Origin of the sequence: Stenotrophomonas forensis, from assembly GCF_028752115.1 — a bacterium.
Taxonomy (GTDB): domain Bacteria; phylum Pseudomonadota; class Gammaproteobacteria; order Xanthomonadales; family Xanthomonadaceae; genus Stenotrophomonas; species Stenotrophomonas forensis.
In genome coordinates this window covers 3764765-3784885 of the sequence record NZ_CP082270.1, presented here as the reverse complement: position 1 = coordinate 3784885, position 20121 = coordinate 3764765, and the positions used below count along the sequence as shown (strand labels likewise).

The 20121-nt window shown below is 67.3% G+C and carries 14 protein-coding genes; 6 read left to right on the top strand and 8 right to left on the bottom strand.

Annotation, left to right across the window (positions count from 1 at the left end; genetic code table 11):
- The first annotated feature begins 9 nt into the window (after positions 1–9).
- Together K5L94_RS17435 and K5L94_RS17430 are read left to right on the top strand one after the other, a co-directional pair.
- Positions 10–1728, top strand: coding sequence for a thiamine pyrophosphate-dependent enzyme (locus tag K5L94_RS17435; protein WP_274510962.1), 1719 nt, complete (start codon positions 10–12; stop codon positions 1726–1728).
- Between the two features lie 689 nt (positions 1729–2417).
- Entirely contained in the window at positions 2418–4022 is a 1605-nt protein-coding gene (locus tag K5L94_RS17430) for a SulP family inorganic anion transporter (RefSeq protein ID WP_274510961.1), read from the top strand.
- 30 nt (positions 4023–4052) lie between these two features.
- Here K5L94_RS17430 and K5L94_RS17425 read toward each other — a convergent pair whose 3' ends face one another.
- Positions 4053–4763 (bottom strand): glutathione S-transferase, encoded by a 711-nt coding sequence (locus K5L94_RS17425; RefSeq protein ID WP_274510960.1) that lies wholly within the window; start codon positions 4761–4763, stop codon positions 4053–4055.
- Positions 4764–4935: 172 nt separating this feature from the next.
- Here K5L94_RS17425 and K5L94_RS17420 point away from each other — a divergent pair, with 172 nt between their 5' ends.
- A complete protein-coding gene (locus K5L94_RS17420) occupies positions 4936–5760 on the top strand; it encodes a DUF3014 domain-containing protein (RefSeq protein WP_274510959.1) in 825 nt (274 codons plus the stop codon).
- 74 nt (positions 5761–5834) lie between these two features.
- Complete coding sequence (locus tag K5L94_RS17415) at positions 5835–7187, top strand: aspartyl protease family protein (protein WP_274510958.1); 1353 nt, start codon at positions 5835–5837, stop codon at positions 7185–7187.
- A gap of 7 nt (positions 7188–7194) precedes the next feature.
- Here the strand turns inward: K5L94_RS17415 and K5L94_RS17410 are convergent, their stop codons facing one another.
- The 4 genes from K5L94_RS17410 to K5L94_RS17395 are packed head-to-tail and all read right to left on the bottom strand — an operon-like array spanning position 7195 to position 12623.
- The gene (locus K5L94_RS17410) at positions 7195–8292 is read right to left on the bottom strand and encodes a cytochrome-c peroxidase (RefSeq protein ID WP_274510957.1); all 1098 of its coding nucleotides are present in this window, start codon (positions 8290–8292) and stop codon (positions 7195–7197) included.
- Positions 8293–8327: 35 nt separating this feature from the next.
- Entirely contained in the window at positions 8328–11117 is a 2790-nt protein-coding gene (locus tag K5L94_RS17405; RefSeq protein ID WP_274510956.1) for a secretin and TonB N-terminal domain-containing protein, read from the bottom strand.
- Between the two features lie 53 nt (positions 11118–11170).
- Entirely contained in the window at positions 11171–12139 is a 969-nt protein-coding gene (locus tag K5L94_RS17400; protein WP_274510955.1) for a FecR domain-containing protein, read from the bottom strand.
- The gene (locus tag K5L94_RS17395; protein ID WP_049456800.1) at positions 12129–12623 is read right to left on the bottom strand and encodes a sigma-70 family RNA polymerase sigma factor; all 495 of its coding nucleotides are present in this window, start codon (positions 12621–12623) and stop codon (positions 12129–12131) included. The genes K5L94_RS17400 and K5L94_RS17395 overlap by 11 nt, the downstream gene beginning before the upstream one ends.
- 252 nt (positions 12624–12875) lie before the next feature.
- Here K5L94_RS17395 and clpB point away from each other — a divergent pair, with 252 nt between their 5' ends.
- Complete coding sequence (gene clpB, locus K5L94_RS17390) at positions 12876–15461, top strand: ATP-dependent chaperone ClpB (RefSeq protein WP_274510954.1); 2586 nt, start codon at positions 12876–12878, stop codon at positions 15459–15461.
- Positions 15462–15533: 72 nt separating this feature from the next.
- Here the strand turns inward: clpB and K5L94_RS17385 are convergent, their stop codons facing one another.
- The 3 genes from K5L94_RS17385 to K5L94_RS17375 all read right to left on the bottom strand — a co-directional run bounded on the left by K5L94_RS17385 (position 15534) and on the right by K5L94_RS17375 (position 18498).
- On the bottom strand, positions 15534–16334 hold the full coding sequence (locus K5L94_RS17385) for a MipA/OmpV family protein (protein WP_274510952.1): 801 nt from the start codon (positions 16332–16334) through the stop codon (positions 15534–15536).
- Positions 16335–16474: 140 nt separating this feature from the next.
- Complete coding sequence (locus tag K5L94_RS17380) at positions 16475–17764, bottom strand: ATP-binding protein (RefSeq protein ID WP_053450590.1); 1290 nt, start codon at positions 17762–17764, stop codon at positions 16475–16477.
- Positions 17761–18498, bottom strand: coding sequence for a winged helix-turn-helix domain-containing protein (locus K5L94_RS17375; protein ID WP_053450589.1), 738 nt, complete (start codon positions 18496–18498; stop codon positions 17761–17763). Before K5L94_RS17375 ends, K5L94_RS17380 begins: the two co-directional genes overlap by 4 nt.
- A gap of 182 nt (positions 18499–18680) precedes the next feature.
- Between K5L94_RS17375 and K5L94_RS17370 the strand changes: the two genes are divergently transcribed.
- Complete coding sequence (locus K5L94_RS17370; protein ID WP_053450588.1) at positions 18681–19967, top strand: O-acetylhomoserine aminocarboxypropyltransferase/cysteine synthase family protein; 1287 nt, start codon at positions 18681–18683, stop codon at positions 19965–19967.
- Positions 19968–20121: the final 154 nt, after the last annotated feature.

The following is a 20121-nucleotide window of genomic DNA, read 5'->3' as shown; positions in this document are numbered from 1 at the left end:
ATGTATCCGATGAGCAAGCGCGTGGCCGAGATTGTGGTGGACACCCTGCAGCAGGCAGGCGTCCGCCGCTGTTATGGCATCGTGGGCGATACGCTCAACCATGTGACCGATGCGATGCATGGCAGCGACATTGCCTGGGTGCACGTACGCCATGAGGAAGTGGCCGCGTTCGCCGCCGGTGCCGATTCGCTGGTGAGTGGCGAACTGACCGCCTGTGCCGGTTCCTGTGGCCCCGGCGGCCTGCATTTCATCAATGGCATCTTCGAAAGCAACCGCAATCGTGCGCCGATGGTGCTGATTGCCAGCCAGATCGTCACCAGCGAGCTGGGCATGGAGTTCCCGCAGGAAGTGGATTTCAAGGCGGTGTATGGCAGCTGCACGGTGTTCTGCGAACAGGTGCACAGCCCCGCGCAGGCGCGGCGTGTGGTGGCGCTGGCCTGCCAGGCCGCGATCAGCCGCCGCGGCGTGGCGGTGGTGATCCTGCCGGCCGACATCAGCGAGGCCGACGTGAAGCACGATGTGCCGTTCTCGGTGCACTACACCCAACCGGTGCTGCGCCCCTCTGATGCCGAGCTGCAGCGCATCGCCGAGCTGCTGGGGCAGGGCAAGCGCATCGGCATCTATGCCGGTGCCGGTTGCCAGGGCGCGCACGCGCAGCTGCTGGAACTGGCGCGGCGCCTGCAGGCGCCGGTCGCGCACACCTCGCGCGCCAAGGATTTCGTCGAGCCCGACAACCCTTTCAACATGGGCATGACCGGGATCTTCGGCATCGAGTCGGGCTTCCACACGCTGATGGAGTGCGACACGTTGCTGCTGCTCGGTGCCGATTTCGCGTGGGGCCAGTTCTATCCGGACAAGGCCACGATCATCCAGATCGACCGCGACGGCAGCCATCTGGGCCGCCGCCATCCGGTGAACCTGGGCGTGGTCGGTGACATCGCGCCGACGCTGGACGCCTTGTTGCCGATGCTGCCGCCGCGCGAGGACAGCAGTTTCCTGGACGAATGCATCGAGCGCCGCGACAAGGCGCTGAAGAAGCGCGAACAGGAAGAGCAGCCGGGCGAGGGCGAGCTGATCCATCCACAGCACCTGACGGCGTTGTTGTCGAAATACGCGACGGACGACGCGCTGTTCACCGCCGACGGTGGCTCACCGATGGTGTGGGTGCTGCGGCATATCCGGGTCAACGGCCGCCGCCGTACGCTGACCAGCCTGTTGCACGGCACGATGGCCAACGCGATGCCACAGGCGCTGGGCCTGCAGAAGGCGTTCCCGGGGCGGCAGGTGATCTCGTTGTCCGGCGACGGCGGCCTGGCGATGCTGCTCGGCGACCTGCTGACCGCCGTGCAGGAAAACCTGCCGATCAAGGTGGTGGTGTACAACAACGGCTCGCTGAATTTCGTCGAGCTGGAGCAGAAGGTGGAAGGCCTGCTGGACAACTACACCGACCTGAAGAACCCGGACTTCGGCCGCCTGGCCGAGGTGATCGGCTTCCATGGCCGCACCGTCACCCGCAGCGAGGATCTGGAAGAAGCGGTGCAGGACTTCCTGTCCCAGCGCGGCCCGGCGTTGCTGGATGTGCATACCAGCCGCGCAGAGCTGGTGATGCCGCCGCAGATCGAGGCGAAGCAGGTCGCGGGTACCGCGCTGTATGCGGCCAAAGCGGTGTTGAACGGCCGCTTCGACGATGTGAAGCATCTGCTGGTGGACAACTTCCTGAAGAAGTAACGGGGTGGGTTTGATGCAGGGCTGCGCCCTGCACCCGCCGAATCAACATCAACGGCAACCGCAACGTCAAAAGCGGGCAATCCGTGGGATGGCGGGGTGGGTCCGGTTGCGGGGGACGCTGCAAGTCCCCCTCCGGGGCCCGGCCCAGCCGCTGGCGGCTGTGCGTTCGGGCGCTTGCGAAGCGGTGCTTCGCAAGCAAAGCGCCCTCACCCATGTAAGCTCGGTCGCCGCATCCATGCGGCTCACGCCCCCGCAACCGGACCCACCCCGCCTTCGACAGATTTCCGCGATCTGTCGATAGGTCCACGCCATGTATGGATGAGCGAAAGAGTGTTCGGAATGATCTTCTGTAGAGCCGAGCCATGCTCGGCTCAGAGCGAAGCGACCCGCTTTTGCTTTTGATCTTTTGATTCTCTTCCGTGGCTGGCACGCGCAGGAAACTGTCAGGGGCCGGGCGGATAGGTGGCGCGGGGGTGTCCGCGGCATGGATGCCGCGGCCAAGCCCCCATGGATGGGTTTACGGCGTCCCCCGCGCCACCTATCCGCCCGGCCCAGCCGAGGAAAGCGCTGTTCGTGCCCCAGCCACGAGGGGCCCCGCCGTTGGCTGGAACCCATCATTCCATGACGGAATTGGCGCGCCGGCCCCGCTGGGCCTACCATCGGCGGTCCCCACCCCCACCGCCCCTTCCATGTCCGCTCCCGCTTCCGCCGCACCGCGTCGCTGGTTCGTTGCCGGCGACTTCAACGGCTTCTTCGGCCTGGTCGTCGACAACCTCTCCATCCTCGGCTTCATCGCCATGGCCCTGGTCGGGATCTTCCAGTTCCCCGCCGACGTGGTGTTCGGCCGCATGTTCCCCGGCACCGCCTTCGGCGTGCTGGTCGGCAACCTGCTGTACACCCTGATGGCGCGGCGGCTGGCCGCGCGCACCGGCCGCGACGATGTCACCGCCATGCCGCTGGGCCTGGACGCGCCGACCAGCATCGGCATGGCCCTGCTGGTGCTCGGCCCGGCCTTCATCGCCTTCAAGCAGCAGGGCCTGGACCCGCATGCCGCCGGCATCGCCACCTGGCAGCTGGGCATGGCCGCGCTGGTCATCATGGGCGTGCTGAAGTTCGTGCTGTCGTTCTTCGGCGAAGCGGTCACCCGCGCACTGCCACGTGCTGCGCTGCTGGGATCCATCGCCGGCATCGCGCTGGTGCTGATGGGCCTGCTGCCGCTGCTGGAAACGCTGCGCTCGCCGCTGGTCGGCTTCACCACACTGGGCCTGCTGCTGTACGTGCTGATTGCCAAGGGCAAGCTGCCGGTGCGAGGCCCGGGCGTGCTGCTGGCCTTCGTGTTCGGCACCGTGCTGTATTACGGCCTGGGCCTGGCCGGGCTGGGCGCGCCGGGCTTCCATGTGCCGGCGTGGGTGCCGCCGCAGGTGGTGCTGCCGCTGCCGACGCTGGGTTTCCTCGAGGGCCTGCCCACCGCGATGACCTACCTGCCGCTGCTGCTGCCGTTCGGCCTGCTGATGGTGGTAGGCGGCATCAACGTGTCCGAAAGCGCACGCGCGGCCGGTGATGACTACCGCACCCGCGACATCCTGCTGGTGGAAGCGGTGGCCACGCTGGTGGCCGGTGTCTGCGGCGGCGTTGCGCAGACCACGCCGTACATCGGCCAGCCGGCCTACAAGCACATGGGCGCGCGCAGCGGCTATACGCTGCTGACCGGCCTGTTCGTCGGCATCGGCGGCATGCTCGGCATCATCTCCGGGCTGGTGCAGTGGCTGCCGCTGGCGGTGCTGGCACCGATCATCGTGTATGTGGCGATCGACATCACCACCCAGGCCTTCCAGGCCACGCCGCGCCACCACGCCGGTGCGATGGTGTTCGGTTTCCTGCCGTCGGTGGCGTACCTGCTGGCGATCAAGGCGCCGGGCTGGATCGCGCCGGACCAGCTGCCGCAACTGTTGACCAAGCTCGACGGCCATGGCCTGCCGGAACTGGCGGTGATCTTCACCCTCGGCAACGGCTTCATCATCACCTCGATGCTGTGGATCTCGGCAGTGGCGGCGATGGTCGATGGTCGCCTGCGCCGCGCCTGCGGTTTCCTGCTGGTGGCTGCGCTGTTGACCCTGTTCGGCCTGATCCACTCGGTGGACCCGCGCGGTGGCATCTACCTGCCATGGGACCTGGACGGGCTGGCGCGCATCATCAGCTGGCAGTTCGCGGGCGCCTATGTGGCGCTGGCGCTGTTGCTGGGGCTGTTGTCGTTGCAGAAGCAGGCGGTGAAGCCGCTGGACGGGGTCAGCTGAGCGCACGGTGGTGCCGGCCAGCGGCCGGCACTACCGCTCTGCATCGAGTTCCGGGTAATGGCGGAAGATGCCGTTGGTATTGAACGCCAGCCGCCGTTCCGAAGCCAGGTAGGCGGCGATGTTCGGGCGCTTGGCCACGCGCTCCTGCAGCGCACGCAGCAGGGGCAGGGTGGGGGCCAGTGCCCGCATCCGGCGTGGGAACATGTAGTCCAGCCCGCTCAGCAGCTGGAACAGCGACAGATCCACATAGGAATGCTCGCGCAGGGCATGGCGGCCGCCGTTGGCGGCCAGCACCTGTTCGAAATGGCCGAGGAACTTCGGCAGTCGTTCACCACGCAGTGAAGCCGCACGCGCCTTGGCCTCGGTCTTCTGCTCTTCGTAGTATTTCGACGCGGCGATCGGATGGTGGGTGTCATGCACTTCGGCCACCAGGTCGGCGATGGTCAGTTGCAACTGCAGCGCCTGCATCCGCCGCGACGCGGACTGCGGTACCAGGTCCAGGGTCGGACCGAGAAAATCCAGGATTGCCGCCACCTGCGCGATCACCTGCCGGCCCGCCTTCAGGAACGGCGGTGCGAAGGGCAGTGCACCCTCGCTGTTTCCATCGAGGAACGGCTGCATTACCGCATCGCCATGCACCCGCGCCATGTCGATGTAGTCGGCGCCGGCATCCTCCAGCGCCAGCCGCACGAATTCACCCCGGCCCTGGATGCCGGTCCAGTAGTACAGCGCGAACTGCATGACAGCGTCTCCGCACGACAAGACCCACAGCCTCGCGCAGGGTGTGCAAAGCAGGCGTGAGCGTGGCGCATGCGCAGCCCCCAACCCCAACGGCAGCGGAACAGGCAGGGAACCCATGGAAATCAACCGGGTCACACCTTGTCCATGCAGGTGAACAACGAGGGACTGCATCATGCAGAGTGGAAAGGCGGTATGGCCCTGGGTGCTGGGCGTGGTGGTGATCGGTGGCGCGGGGGGCTGGTTGTTCCGCGATCAGCTGAAGGGCCTGGCAGACGGTGTGTCGGTGCCGGTGCAGTCCCCTCCCGCCAGCAGCGGTGCACCCCCACAACCGAAGGCAGCCACAGCGCCTGCGCCAGCACCCCCGCCGATCAAGCATCCGCTCGATACCGAGGCCGCCGCCGACCCGGCGCTGCCGAAGCTGGCTGACAGCGATGCCGCGGCCTGGGGCGCGCTGAGCCAGCTGTTCCAGGGCGAGGGGCCGTTGACCCTGCTGCTGCGCGACCACCTGATCCAGCGCCTGGTCACCCAGGTCGACAACCTGGACAAGCCCAGCGTGCCGCCGACCGCACTGGCCGCGCGCCCGCTGCCCGGCAGCCTGCAGGTCGAGCCCGATGAAGGCGGCGAGCGGATTGCCGCGGCCAATGCGGCGCGCTATGCGCCCTACGTGCAGGCGTTCACTGCGCTGGACCCGGCGGCAACGGCGGCTGCGTACAAGCGCTTCTATCCGCTGATCCAACAGGCCTATGTCGACCTGGGCCGGCCCGAAGGGTATTTCAACGACCGCCTGGTCGCGGTGATCGACCACCTGCTGGAGACCCCGGAACTGGCCCAGGCGCCGCGGGTGGAACGCGATGAACGTGGCCGCTACCGCTTCGTTGATTCGACCCTGCAGTCGAGGTCGATCGGCCAGAAGGCGCTGCTGCGCATGGACCCCGCACAGGCGCGGGCGGTCAAGCAGCAACTGCAGGCGATCCGCAGTGCCGTCGCTCGCGGCTGAAGGCTGAAGACTGCAGGGGCAGGTGTCATCGCCAGCGTGATACGGTTGGGGTCAGGTAGACAGGAGTGACCTCGATGCATCGAATGTGGTTGGGCGTGAGTGCGTTGTTCGCCACGACAGTGGCCTCGGCGGCGGCCGTTGACACGCGCGATGGCGAACTGGGCGATCCCTACGGCTACACCCGCAGCGTGCGCCTTGCCGAACTGTCTCGGCTGCAGACGCTGGGCAAGTCACCCGGTGTGAAGGGCAAGCTGGGCCAGGCGGGTTTCTACCGCGTGCGCGGCGAGCTGGACCGCTCCAGCCAGGCGGCTCATGAGTGCCTGAAGGCCGTGGCCAGCGAGGCGGCCGACAGTGTGAAGGGGGTCGAGTACCTGTGTTCGGCCACCCTGGCCGGCAATCTGCTCCTGCAGGGCGATATCGCGGGTTGGGCGGCGCAGATGCTCCAGGTCCGCACGCTGATGGAGCGCGATATCCGCCCGATGCTGAGCCCCAAGCTGCGCGACATCCATCTTGCCGGTATCAGCGAGCCGCATTTCGAGCGGTTTACCGCATGGCCGCGTAATGCCATGGCAGCGCAGGCGCCAGCCAGCGACATCAGTGTCCCCCTGCAGTTGGACAACGAACTGCCGACGCTCCGCCTGAAGCTGCGCACCGCAGCCGGTGAGCGCGAGCTGCGCGTGCATCTGGACAGCGGCGCCGCACACTCGCGCATCGGCCGAGCGCTGGCGACCGAGCTGGGCTTGACGCTGACCGAGGGCTTCATGGCGGTCGATGGCAGTCCTGGCAAGTTGTATGCGCTGGCGGCACCGGTCGAGTTGGACATCGGTGGTGTCGCCGTGCGCGATGTGTCCTTTGCGGTACTGGGCCAGGACGACCTGCCACGCATCGGCCTGGACGTACTGCGCGCGCTGGGCCGGGTGCGGGTCAACAAGGATGCGCTGGTGATCCAGGCCACGGCCAGTCCGGTGCCGTGCACGCGGCGGATGGCCACGCTGTCCTCGTTATGGGCGGATGCGTACGACGTCCGCTATCCGATCCGCGCTGGCAAGCAGAACGTGCTGGTCAAGGTGGATACCGGCTTCAACGGCGCCTTCCAGGCCCGCGGAACGTTGCCGGCCACGCCACCCGCGTCGGCGATCCGGCGCAAGAACGTGATCACCACCGAAGGCAGCGAAGACATCCAGTTCGTGGAGGCGACCACGCCGGTCATGATCGGGGAGGAAGTGCTGAACCTGCCGATGGACCTGGGGCTGTCGCCCGGGCCCAACCCGCTGTTCAACCCGGACTGGCGCGTGGGCTTTGCCGCGACCCAGCGCTACAGCCTGTACATGGATGTTGAAGGCACCTATGGCTGCCCGGTGGCCGTTGCGGTGGCGCCACCGCTGTTGCCGCCGAAGCCGGCTCCCACGCTGCCTGCAGGCGGCTGATCCGCGGCTACAGGCTCTGCAGGAACGCCTCGATGTCCTGCAGATCCTGGCGGCCCAGCCCGCGCGGCCGCAGCAGTGGATCCGGCTCTGGGAACGGCGCCGCATCAGCCGGCAGCGCGGCCGGGGCGCGCGGGCGCGCGCCGCCCACGTTGTAGAACGCCAGCACGCCGGACAGGCGCGGGATCAGGCCGTTGTGCATGTAAGGCGCAGTGCTGGCAACACCGCGCAGCGAGGGCGTGCGGAAGCGCCCGCTGTCGGCGGGATCGCCGGTCACTTCGTAGCGGCCCAGATCCTGCCGCGCGCGGCCGTGGAAATGCAGGCCCAGGTTGTGGAAGCCGTTGTCGGTCAGCGCGGCTCCATGGTGGCAGTTCATGCAGCCCGCCTGCGTGCGGAACAGGTGCAGGCCGCGCAGCTGGGCATCGTCCAGTGCACGCGTATCGCCACGCAGGAAGCGATCGAAGCGACTGTTGCGCGGCGACAGGCTGCGCTCGAAGGCGGCGATGGCCTGGCCGAGCTGGCTGGCATCGATGCGCGGTTGCGCGAAAACCTCGGCGAAGTCTGCGCGATAGGACGGATCGCGGCGCAGGCGACGCACGGCGCCCTGCGTGGTGAACCCCATCTCGATGGGATCGGCGATGGGATGCAGCGCCTGCGCTTCCAGCGTGGCCGCGCGTCCATCCCAGAACAGCGGTGCCACGTGTGCGCTGGTGGCAACGCTGGGTGCATTGCGGCGGCCGGGCTGGCGTCCGTGCCCGAAGGACACGCGACGACCGTCGGCCCAGCCCAGGTCCGGATCGTGGCAGCTGGCGCAGGCCAGCTGCCGCGACTTCGAAAGAACCGGATCGAAGAACAGCCGCCGCCCCAGCGCCACCTTGGCTGGTGTTGATGGATTGTCCGGTGGACCTACGGGCGACGGCAGTGGGGCCAGTTCCTTCCACGCCACGCCGGGTTCGACCTCCGGCGCGGGCCAGCGCGTACTGGGGCTGCTGTAGAGCGCACGCAGGCAGGCGCCATCCCAGCGTTCCGCCTTGCCCGGAGCAGGCGCGCAGACCGGCTGGGAAGGACGTGGCTGTGCAGCGCTGGCCAGCACGGCGCTGACCAGCACTGCACTCCAGCCAAGCCTGCGGCGGCGCGCGGGCCTCAGAACCGGTAGCCCACTTCGAGCCAGAACGAGCGTCCCATTTCGTAGTACGGCGCGCGGCTGACGCTGCTGGATACGCCATTCACCGCGCGCCGATCCAGCACGTTGAACACATCCACGTTGGCGAACACCGTGCCCATCGTCGACAACGGCTGCTCCCAGCCAATGCGCATGTCCCAGATCAACGAAGGGGCAAACCGCCGTCTTTCCCAGACCGCAACACTCTGGCCGTCATGGACATCCTTCAGTCCGGTGTCCCGTATCGCGCGATAGCCGGCCCGGTAGCGCAGCGTATTGCCCCAGGTCAGCCGAGCTGCCGGGATATGCGTGGTGGTGGCCAGTCGCGCGGTCCATGGGCGAGTGAAGTTGTCTGCCGGGCGATCGCGGTAGCGGATGTAGCTGCCGTCGTAGCGGATGATCGGATTCTCGTAGTACGCGGTGCTGAAGTCGTCCTCGTAGTCGGGCGCAGAAGAGCGGCTGTCGGTCCAGTCCAGCGCCAGCAGGCCCGTGGTGCTGGTTCCGCCGAACTGCAGGCGGCGCAGGGGGCGCACGGTAAGGCTGATGATCTGCGTCTCGCTGCGGCCGTCGTTGCTCCAGGTTTCGTAGTGGGTGGCCAGCGAAGGATCATCCGCGCGTTCGTCCTGTACCCGGCTGCTGGAACGCACGACCTGGTCACGCCCCTTGCGGTTGACGACCTTGCCGAAGAACTCCCAGCCCTTCCATTGCTGCTTGACGCCCAGCATCAGCTCATCGTCGTAGGCGATTCTCAGGCGATCGAAATGCAGCCCGTTGGCGGTCTGCGTGCCTGCGGTCCACTCGCTGTCGAGCGTGGGGCGGCGCTGGTTCCTGTATTGCAGCCGATCAAGGCCATCGCGCAGCCGCCACGTGGCCGCGTTGCGGCCGTAATAGCGGTTGGCACCCGCGATCAGCTGGGTGTCGCCGGCGGCGTCGAGATCCAGTGACATCGCCAGGCGCGGTGCGACCGTGGTGTGCTGCATGTAGCTGTCATGGTCGATGCGCAGGCCGGGGCGCAACGACAGGCGCCCCGCGCGGATGCTGTCTTCGGCGTAGGCGCTCCAGCTGTCGATCTGGAAGTCCAGCCGGCCGCGCGTGTAATAGGTGCGGCTGGTGAAGAACTGTCCGGGCCAGTTGCTGGTGTTGGCGCGGCCGGTGCGGGTCAGGCCCATCCAGCAGGTCTGCGTGTCGGTGATGCCGGCCTTGTTGGTACAGCTGGTGGTGCGCGCCGGCGAGACATAGATGTAGGTGTCGTCCAGGCGCTCGTAGTCGACATCCTGGTGCTGGTACTGGACGCCTGCCGCGAAACGATGCTCCATGCCCAGCCAGCGCCGCGGTGCCAGTATCAGATCGGCACGGTACTGGAGCGTCTTCTGCGCCTGGTCAATATCGCCGAATTCACCTTCCAGCGAGCTGCCTGAGGCTCCCCAGTCCTTGCCCTCGGCCCAGTGCCAGCTCATGTAGTCCGCAGACTGCGGATGGCGGGACTGCTCGGTAGAACTCCAGCCCACCTGCTGGGTCAGAGTGCCCCATTGCGGCGACCACGTCGCCTTGAGCATCGCCTGGCGGCCGCCGCCAATGATGTCGATGCCGGCACCGGGGACGTTGGAGCGGAAGTAGTGGGATTCCTCCGGCGCACGGGTAAAGCTCGCCTCGATGTCGAGCGTGTCGCTCGCTTCCCAGACCGCCTTGACGAACAGATTGTCGATGCTGCGCCGCTGGATCTGTTTCTCCGGATGCGCGTCGTCGACCAGGTGCGACTGCAGGTTGTAGGTGGGAATGGTCGAGCGTTTGCGGGTGAAACTGGCCAGGACGCCGATGCGGTCGGTCAGATAGCCCTCCAGATCGGCGCGCGTGGTGGTCTTCTTGAATTCCGGCTGCCCGTCATTCGCGCCGGACGCCTTCTGGTAGCTGTCTGCGACGGTGGAGTCCAGGTGGTAGCGTGTCCACGAAGATCGCGAGGACTGGGTGGACAGGCGGCCGCTGAAGGTGCGTGATGGTCGCCGGGTGCTCGCTTCGACAACGCCGCCGTTGAATCCACCATAGGCGGCCGAAACGTTGCTGTCATGCACGGTGATGTCTTCCAGCAGGCTGCTGTCCAGTGCCAGCGCCTGCGAGCCGCCTGGAACGGAGAACAGCCGGTATACCTCCGGATCCGCACCCGGGTCGATGTCGTTGTTGAAGTTCATGCCATCGACGATGAACGCGTTCTGATAGAACTTCGCACCATTGATGCTGATTTCCGCAGGGCGGATCTCGCCGGGGCTGAAGCTGCCCTGGTCGGCATTGTCGAACTGCACGGCGGGATGGATGCGCAGCAGCCGGGTGATGTCACCGTTGCCGGCGGCCTGCGCCGCGACGTAGCTGCGGTCCAGTTGCAGGCTGCCCCCGAAGGTCGAGCCGGCGTCCTGCCCCGGCACGTGCAGGGTACTGGTGCGTCGTGCGCCTGCCGACACCTGCGCACGCTGCAAGGTGTAGCTGCCATCGGCGCGGCGCACCGCGCGCAGCCCGCTGCCGTGGAGCAGTGCGTCGAACCCTGCGTCCACGTCCAGGCCTGTGGCAATCGATGGAGCCTGGCGGCCACGGGTCAGCGCGGGGTCGAAGGACAGGGCCACGCCATGCTCGGCGGCGAACGCGCCCAGTGCACTGCCCAGCGAGAGAATGCTGCGCTGGACGTGCAGGGATTCATCGGGCGGTGATTGAGCCAGCGCGGGTGTGGCGGCGAGCGCGGTGGCGAGGAGGCTCAGTCGAAGCCGGGGCAGGTTCACGGTCATGGGGAGAAAAATGAGGGGTTCATACCCTCTGCCACGCGACGCTCGGAAAAGTGTCAGCCGCGATATCCCGCAGCCGACACGTGGATCCACAGCCCCTGTTCGATCCGCAGCGCGTGGGTGGCGGCAAGCATCGACAGGCTGCGTTGCAGGTCGTCCAGCGGGAATGCGCCGGACACCGGCAGGCCGGCGACGCGCGGATCCACGCGCAGCCAGCGGTGCTGGTAGCGCCCCAGCTCCTGCAGAACCTGCTGCAGCGGCATTGCATCGGCGACCAGCATGCCCCGGACCCACGCGTCAGCGCCGGGTGGTGCAGGCTTGGGAGTTGGCAGCCGGGTCAGGTTCCAGCGCAGCTGCTGTCCGGCGTCGACCTGGCGCTGTTGACCCGGTGTGGAGATCCGCACCGCGCCGTGCTGGACGACCAGCAGGGCGTCGTCCCCGAACAGGCGCACGCTGAAACGGGTGCCAAGTGCCTGCAGCGTGCCGTAGGGGGTCGTGACCCGGAACGGCCTCGCCGGGCGTTGTGGATCCGCGGCTGTCTCCACCAGCATCTGCCCATGGCGCAGCCGCAGAAGGCGCGCATGCGCATCGAATGCGACGTCGACCGCAGTGCCGGTATCCAGGTGCAGCACGCTGCCATCGTCCAGCACCTGCTGGGAGCGCTCGCCCACCGCCGTGCGCGCACTGGCATCCCACGCCGCGTCGTCCCACAACCGCCAGGCCAGCCATCCACCGAGTGGCGCCACCAGCAGAGCGGCGACGCTGCGCAGTACGGCGCGGCGCCCAGCAGACGCGGGCGGCTGCAGGGTGCGCTGGGCCAGCGCCGTAGGCACCTGAGCGGTCAGCGCCAACAGACGCTCCGCGCGCTGCCAGGCGCGGGCGTGTGCCGGATCGGCATCGTGCCAGTGTTGCCATTGCGCGCGTCGCGCCGCGCTGTCGTCCTCGTGCAGGCGCATCATCCAGTCGGCCGCCTGCTCCAGTACGCGCGGCGGAAGGGCCGATGCGGCGGCGGTCTCAGCCGGCATGCGCCAGGCAGCCCATCAGCGCTCGCTTCATGTGCCGCTTCACCGTCGACAACGACAGCCCCAGCTGCTCGCTGATGGCCTCATAGCGCAGCCCATCGAACTGCGCCAGCAGGAAGACGCGACGTGCCATCGCGGGCAGACCATCGAGCATCGCGTCGATCTGTTGCAGGGCCTCACGCACCAGCGCCTGTTCCTCCAGCGAGGGCAGCACCGGCTCTGGAAACTGCGCCAGGTACTCCAGGTAGGCGCGCTCCAGTGCCTGGCGCCGGAACCAGTTGGCGGCCAGCCCGCGCGCAACGGTGGTCAGGAAGGCACGCGGCTCGCGCAGCGCGGCCAGGTCGCGGCCCTGCAGCAGGCGGGCGAAGGTGTCCTGGGTGAGGTCATCGGCCACATCGCGATTACCTACGCGACCGCTCAGCCAGCCCTGCAGCCAGGCCCGGTGATCGCGGTACAGCACGCCCAGTTGTTCGTGGTGGGGAGGCATGGACGGGGTGCGCGGCCTTGATCGAAATGAGAATGATTCGCAAGTATCGCATCCGCGATGTGGGGATTCCAGTGCCCGACGCGCACTGGCTTGCGCAGGATCAACGCGGCGGCAACATGCGGTGCGGCATGCTGGCCGCGGGCTGACTGGCCTCCGGATGCAGTCGCAGTCACCCTTGAAACGGGGTGGGGCAGCCGCATCTTTCCAGCATCGCCGGCAGCGGCCGGCCCTGATCACCGATGAGGTTTCGCAATGCGGATGGACAAGCTCACCTCGCGTTTCCAGCAGGCGCTGGCAGACGCACAGTCGCTGGCCGTGGGCCGCGACAACAGCATCATCGAACCGGTTCACCTGTTCAGCGCGCTGCTGGACCAGCAGGGCGGCAGCACGCGCCCGCTGCTGGCCCAGGCCGGGGTGAACGTACCGGTGCTGCGCGAGCGCCTGACCGAGGCGCTGGATGCACTGCCCAAGGTGTCCGGCCAGGCCGGCAACGTCTCGATGGGCAACGACCTGGGGCGCCTGCTGAACCAGACCGACAAGCTGGCCCAGCAGCACGGTGATGCCTTCATTGCCAGCGAGTGGTTCGTGCTGGCCGCGCTGGAGGATGGCGGCACGCTGGGCATGGCGCTGCGCGCCGCCGGTGCCGACAAGACGCGCCTGCAGACTGCCATCGACAAGCTGCGTGGCGGCGAGAACGTTCAGTCGGAGAATGCCGAAGAGCAGCGGCAGGCGCTGGAAAAGTACACCATCGACCTGACCGCGCGCGCCGAGAGCGGCAAGCTGGATCCGGTGATCGGCCGTGACGAGGAAATCCGCCGCACCATCCAGGTGCTGCAGCGCCGGACCAAGAACAACCCGGTGCTGATCGGCGAACCCGGCGTAGGCAAGACTGCCATTGTCGAAGGCCTGGCCCAGCGCATCATCAATGACGAGGTGCCCGAGGGCCTGCGCGGCAAGCGCGTGCTGTCGCTGGATATGGGCGCGCTGATTGCCGGTGCCAAGTTCCGCGGTGAATTCGAGGAGCGCCTGAAGGGCGTGCTCAACGACCTGGCCAAGAGCGAAGGGCAGATCATCCTGTTCATCGATGAGCTGCACACCATGGTCGGCGCCGGCAAGGCCGATGGCGCGATGGACGCTGGCAACATGCTGAAGCCGGCGCTGGCACGCGGCGAACTGCATTGCGTCGGTGCCACCACGCTGGATGAGTACCGCAAGTACATCGAAAAGGACGCCGCGCTGGAGCGCCGCTTCCAGAAGGTATTCGTGGGCGAGCCGTCGGTGGAAGACACCATCGCCATCCTGCGCGGGCTGAAGGAGAAGTACGCCGTTCACCACGGCGTGGAAATCACCGATCCGGCCATTGTGGCGGCGGCCACGCTGTCCAACCGCTACATCACTGACCGCCAGCTGCCGGACAAGGCCATCGATCTGATGGACGAGGCGGCCTCGCGCCTGCGCATGGAGATCGACTCCAAGCCGGAGGAACTGGATCGCCTGGAACGTCGTGTGATCCAGCTGAAGATCCAGCGCGAGATGCTGAAGAAGGAAAAGGACGAGGCTTCGCGCCAGCGCCTGGCCGATCTGGAAAACGACATCGAGGCGCTGGAGCGCGAGTTCTCCGACCTCAATGAAATCTGGAAGTCGGAGAAGGCCGCGCTGCAGGGTGCAACCAAGATCAAGGAGCAGGTCGAGCAGGCCAAGCTGGAGCTGGAATCGGCGCAGCGCCGCCAGGATTTCGCCAGGATGAGCGAGATCCAGTACGGCCTGCTGCCGCAGCTGGAAAAGCAGCTGGCCGCTGCGCAGGAGGCCGAGCACAAGGACTTCAAGCTGGTGCAGGACCGGGTTACCGACGAGGAGATCGCCGAGGTCGTGTCGCGCTGGACCGGCATTCCGGTCAACAAGATGCTCGAAGGTGAGCGCGACAAGCTGCTGCGCATGGAAGAGGTGCTGCACAACCGCGTGGTCGGCCAGGAGGAAGCGATCAAGGTCGTCTCCGACGCCGTGCGCCGTTCGCGTGCGGGCCTGTCCGATCCGAACCGCCCGGCCGGCTCATTCCTGTTCCTCGGCCCGACCGGCGTGGGCAAGACCGAGCTGTGCAAGTCGCTGGCCGAGTTCCTGTTCGACAGCGCCGACGCGATGATCCGCATCGACATGAGCGAGTTCATGGAGAAGCACAGCGTCGCCCGCCTGATCGGTGCCCCTCCGGGCTACGTGGGTTACGAAGAGGGTGGTTACCTGACCGAAGCGGTGCGCCGCCGTCCGTATTCGCTGATCCTGCTGGACGAAGTGGAGAAGGCGCATCCGGATGTGTTCAACATCCTGCTGCAGGTGCTGGACGACGGTCGCCTGACCGATGGCCAGGGCCGCACCGTGGACTTCCGCAACACCGTCATCGTGATGACCTCGAACCTTGGCTCGCACCAGATCCAGGACATGAGCGCTGATGACAGCCCGGAGGCCTACACGCAGATGAAGGCGGCAGTGATGGGCGTGGTGCAGGCGCACTTCCGCCCGGAGTTCATCAACCGCCTGGACGACATCGTGGTGTTCCACCCGCTGGACAAGCAGCAGATCAAGCAGATCGCGCGCATCCAGATGCGTGGCCTGGAAAAGCGCCTGGCCGAGCGCGGCTTGAAGCTGGTGGTGTCCGATGCTGCGTTCGACCTGCTGGGCAACGTCGGCTTCGATCCGGTGTATGGCGCGCGTCCGCTGAAGCGCGCGATCCAGGCACAGCTGGAAAATCCGCTGGCGCAGAAGATCCTTTCCGGCGCCTTCGTCAACGGTGACACCATTGAAGTCGGCAACGACGGCGGCCACCTGGTGTTCGCCAAGGCGTGAGTCCATCGGGGCGCTGCCTGAGCGCAGCGCCCCGTTTCCCGTGAGCAACGCCGGGCCGGGCCCGGCCCGCCCTCAGAAGCGGTGCGTGTACCCGCTCATCAGGCCGAACTGGTTCGGCTTCTGCACGATCGGGCTGTCGGCGGCGTCGCCGAGCAGGCGCGTGCCTTCGGCCGAGATGTACCAGTTGCCGTTGCGGCCCACGCGATGGCTCCACTTCAGGCCGAGGCCGGCGCTCACCAGCCCGGCCTTCGGCGTGTGCTGGGCAAAACCGGTACGCGCGGCCTGCTCCGGGCTGACGCCGTACCAGGTCTGCATGTAGCCACGATTGCCATACTCGGTGGAGACGCTGCCGCTGACCACGCCACCGGCCAGGTCGAACAGCGGCAGGTCCAGGCTCAGGTGCATCTGCTGGGTGGCCAGGCCGTTGTCGCCACGGTCTTCGTCCTTGCGGGTGAATTGCCAGGTGCCGCTCAGCACGGCCTCTCCCAGCGTATAACCAGCCGAAAGGCCGACCAGGGGACGGCTACGGATATCACCCATGCCGCGCAGGAAGTCGGAACCGCCGAGGGCGGAGTCCTTGTCGCGGCGGCTGCCGCTGGCGCCGATGTAGGCGCGCACATGGGTATACTCGCCGATCGCCGTGCCCCAGCCGATGCCACTGGTGCCGAGAAACCAGCCACCGGGTGACAGGGCGTCGAAGGACACCATCGGTGACGCCTGGAAGTCCTTGCTGCCGCTGTAGCGCGGGGTCACGCCGGCACCGGCGGCGACTTCGAAGGTCCAGTGGTCATCCTTGGCATGGGCGATCGGCGCGGCGAACAGCGGCAGCAGGGCCAGGCAGAGCAGGGACGGGGTACGGTGACGCTGGGACATGGGTTCTCTCGACAATGGGAGGAATGCAGCACGCGCATCCGGCGCGCGCTGCAGGGTCGACAGCGTGGCGATTCGCCGGCGACTGATCCGTCCGCAGTTGTGCGGGAGTTGTAATCAAATGTAATCGTGCCCGTTGGCGTTCAGCTTCCAGCCAGCGGCCAGTGCATTTCCAGGCGTGCACCGCCCAGCGTGGCGTGGCTGACATGCAGTTCGCCGCCGTGGCGCGCCGCGATGCGGTTGACGATGGCCAGGCCCAGCCCGAAACCACCGGTATCGCGGCTGCGACTGTCATCCAGCCGGGTGAATGGCCGCATCACTTTTTCGCGGTCGGCCTCGGCGATACCGGGGCCGTCGTCATCCACGCGCAGGCAGGCGCGGCCGCCAACGCCCACCAGTGAGACTTCCACCTGCGAATGCGCATGGCGCAGGGCGTTGCCCACGAGGTTGCTGAGTGCCAGCTGCAGCAGGCGCGGCTCGGCATCCACCCGCGGCAGCGCGCTGGGCTGCACACGCAGTGACAGACCGGCACGTTCGGCGTCGCGGCGCGCATCGGCCAGGCAGGCCTGCAGCCAGTCGTTGGCCTCGATGCGTTGCAGCGGCTCTCCTTCATTGGGGTGTTCCAGGCGTTCATAGGCCAGCAGTTCGCTCACCAGCCGGTTGAGTTCGGCCAGGTCGCCGTGCAGCCCCTGCGCCAGACTTGCGCGACGTGCGCGATCGTCGCTGTCCTGCATCAGGTCCAGCCCGAACGCCACGCGCGCAATCGGCGTGCGCAGTTCATGCGAGATCGCGTGGGTCAGGTCGCGCTGGCGCTGCACCAGCTCGGCCACGCGCGCGGCCATGCGATTGGAATGGTCGACGATGACCCGGATCTGTGAGCGCGGCGACACCTGCGCCCGCGCCTGCAGGTCGCCGGCGCCGATGCGGTCGGCATGCAGGCGCAACGCTTCCAGGTCGCGCCACAGCAGGCGGACCCAGGCATACAGGCTGGCCCCGACCAGCAGCAGGATGCTGAGGTAGGCGGCGATGGACATGTAGGTGGTCATCAGCACCTCGCCGGGCAGGCGCAGGTGCAGCCAGCGGCCGCCGGCATCTTCGATGGGCAACAGGATCTGCTGGTAATGATCGCGGACGATGAAGCCCTGTGCCTGCAGATGGGCCTGCTCCTGCGCGTCGAGCACGGGAGGCGTCTCCAGCAGGGTCAGCGCGATGCCATAGTGTGGTTGCCACTGTTGCACGCGCGCTCGCTGCTGTGCAGCGTCCAGGCCGGCCAGCCCGGTGCGCAGGGCATACACCTGCCCGCGCACCTGCTCGGCGAACACACGATCCTGTACCGGCAGGTAGATGCCGTCCAGGATGTGGTTGAGGACGAACACCGACACCAGGAAACAGGCACCGGTGACGAACCACAACCACAGGAACAGGCGCTTCATGCTGACCAGGCCGAGGGATTGAACTGGTAGCCGCGGCCCCACACGGTCTTGATCCGCCGGGGTTCGCGTGCGTCGTCGCCAAGCTTGCGGCGCAGCTTGCCGATGCTGACGTCGACGCTGCGGTCCAGCCCATCGAAACCGATGCCGCGCACCGCCTGCAGGATCTGGTCACGCGACAGGATCTGCCCCGGCTGGCTGGCCAGCAGCCACAGGATCTCGAATTCACTCGTTCCCAGCTCCACCGGCAGCCCGTGCAGGTGTACTTCGCGCTGCATCCGGTCGATCAGCAGTTCGCCATGCATCAACCGGCACGGCGTGCCGGAGTTGCTGCTGCCATGACGGCGGCGCAGCAGGGCGCGCAGGCGGGCCAGCAGCAGGCGCGGCTCGACCGGCTTGTGCACGTAGTCGTCGGCGCCCGATTCCAGGCCCAGTACCTGCTCGATATCGTCTTCGCAGGCGGTCAGCATCAGGATCGGCACATCGGAAAAGCTGCGGATCTGCCGGCACACATCGATGCCACCCAGGCCCGGCAGCATCAGGTCCAGCACCACCAGTTCCGGTGCATGCTGGCGGCACGCCGCGCCGGCCAGGTCGCCGCGGGCCACGTGCTGCACGGCGAAGCCATGTTCGTGCAGATAGTCGCTGACCAGCTCGGCCAGGCGGCGATCGTCTTCCACCAGCAGGACCGGGGTCGGCGCGCCGCTGGCGGCGGGTGTCCAGGGAGAGGGCTGCATGCGTATTGGGCCTCCGTGCCCGGGCAGGATCGCCCGGCGGCGAAGCCTAGCAACGGGCCATGACGGCTGCCTGAATCGCGGCCAACCTGATAACCGGCGGTATGGACGTCATCGCCAGCGGCTTTCAGCAGCAGGCTCCGCTTGGCCTATGTTGGCGGTTTCCCCGGATGGAGCCTGGTGCAATGAGCGACCTGCAGTGGCAACTGGAAACCCTGGCCGTGCATGGCGGCTACCGTCCCGACCCGACCACCCGCGCGGTAGCGGTGCCGATCTACCAGACCGTGGCCTATGCCTTCGATGACACCCAGCACGGTGCCGACCTGTTCGACCTGAAGGTGTCCGGCAACATCTACACGCGCATCATGAACCCCACCACCGACGTGCTGGAGCAGCGCCTGGCCGCGCTGGAAGGCGGTATCGGCGCACTGGCACTGGCCTCGGGGCAGGCGGCGATCACCTACGCGATCCAGACCATCGCCGAGGCCGGTGACAACATCGTTGCGTCCAGTGCGCTGTATGGTGGCAGCCTCAACCTGCTTGCGCACACGCTGCCGCAGTACGGCATCCAGGCGCGCTTCGCCGATCCGGCCGATCCTGCTGCGTTTGCAGGGCTGATCGACGAGCGCACCAAGGCGGTGTTCGTCGAGTCGATCGGCAACCCGCGTGGCAACGTCACCGACATCGCGGCGATCGCCGAAGTCGCTCACGCGGCAGGCGTGCCGCTGATCGTCGACAACACCGTGGCCACCCCGTTCCTGCTGCGCCCGTTCGAGCACGGTGCCGACATCGTGGTGCACTCGCTGACCAAGTACCTGGGCGGCCATGGCAACAGCCTCGGCGGCGCGATCATCGACTCCGGCCGCTTCGACTGGGCGGCGCAGCCAAAACGCTTCGCCCGCCTCAACCAGCCCGACCCGAGCTACCACGGCGTGGTCTACACCGAAGCGCTGGGGCCGGCCGCCTATATCGGCCGCGCGCGGGTGGTGCCGCTGCGCAACACCGGCGCGGCGCTGTCGCCGTTCAATGCATTCCTGATCCTGCAGGGTATCGAGACGCTCGCCCTGCGCATGGAGCGCATCAATGCCAACGCACTGGCCGTCGCGCAGTTCCTGAAGTCGCACGCCAAGGTGGCCTGGGTGCGCTATGCCGGGTTGGTCGACGACCCCGAGCACACTGCCGCGCAGCGCTATCTGCGCGGACACGGCTCGGGCGTGCTGACCTTCGGCCTGCCGGGCGGGCGCGAAGCTGGCGCGCGCTTCCTCGATGCGCTGAAGCTGTTCACCCGCCTGGTCAACCTGGGCGATGCGAAATCACTGGCCACCCATCCGGCCTCGACCACCCATCGCCAGCTGGACGCGGCCGAACTGGCCAAGGCCGGCGTCAGCGAAGACACCGTGCGGCTGTCGATCGGCATCGAGCACATCGGCGACCTGCGCGCGGACCTGGAGCAGGCCCTGGCCAACGCCTGATAGCCACGGGCTTGGTCGTCATCGCCACAGGCGATCACCACGGGCGCTGCGATGCGCTACGGTGGAACTGCCTCTCCAAGGCGTGGCAACGTGGCGATCCAGATCCCCGGTCGATGCGGGTCGACCGGGGATTTTTTTTGTGCCGCCGTGTCGA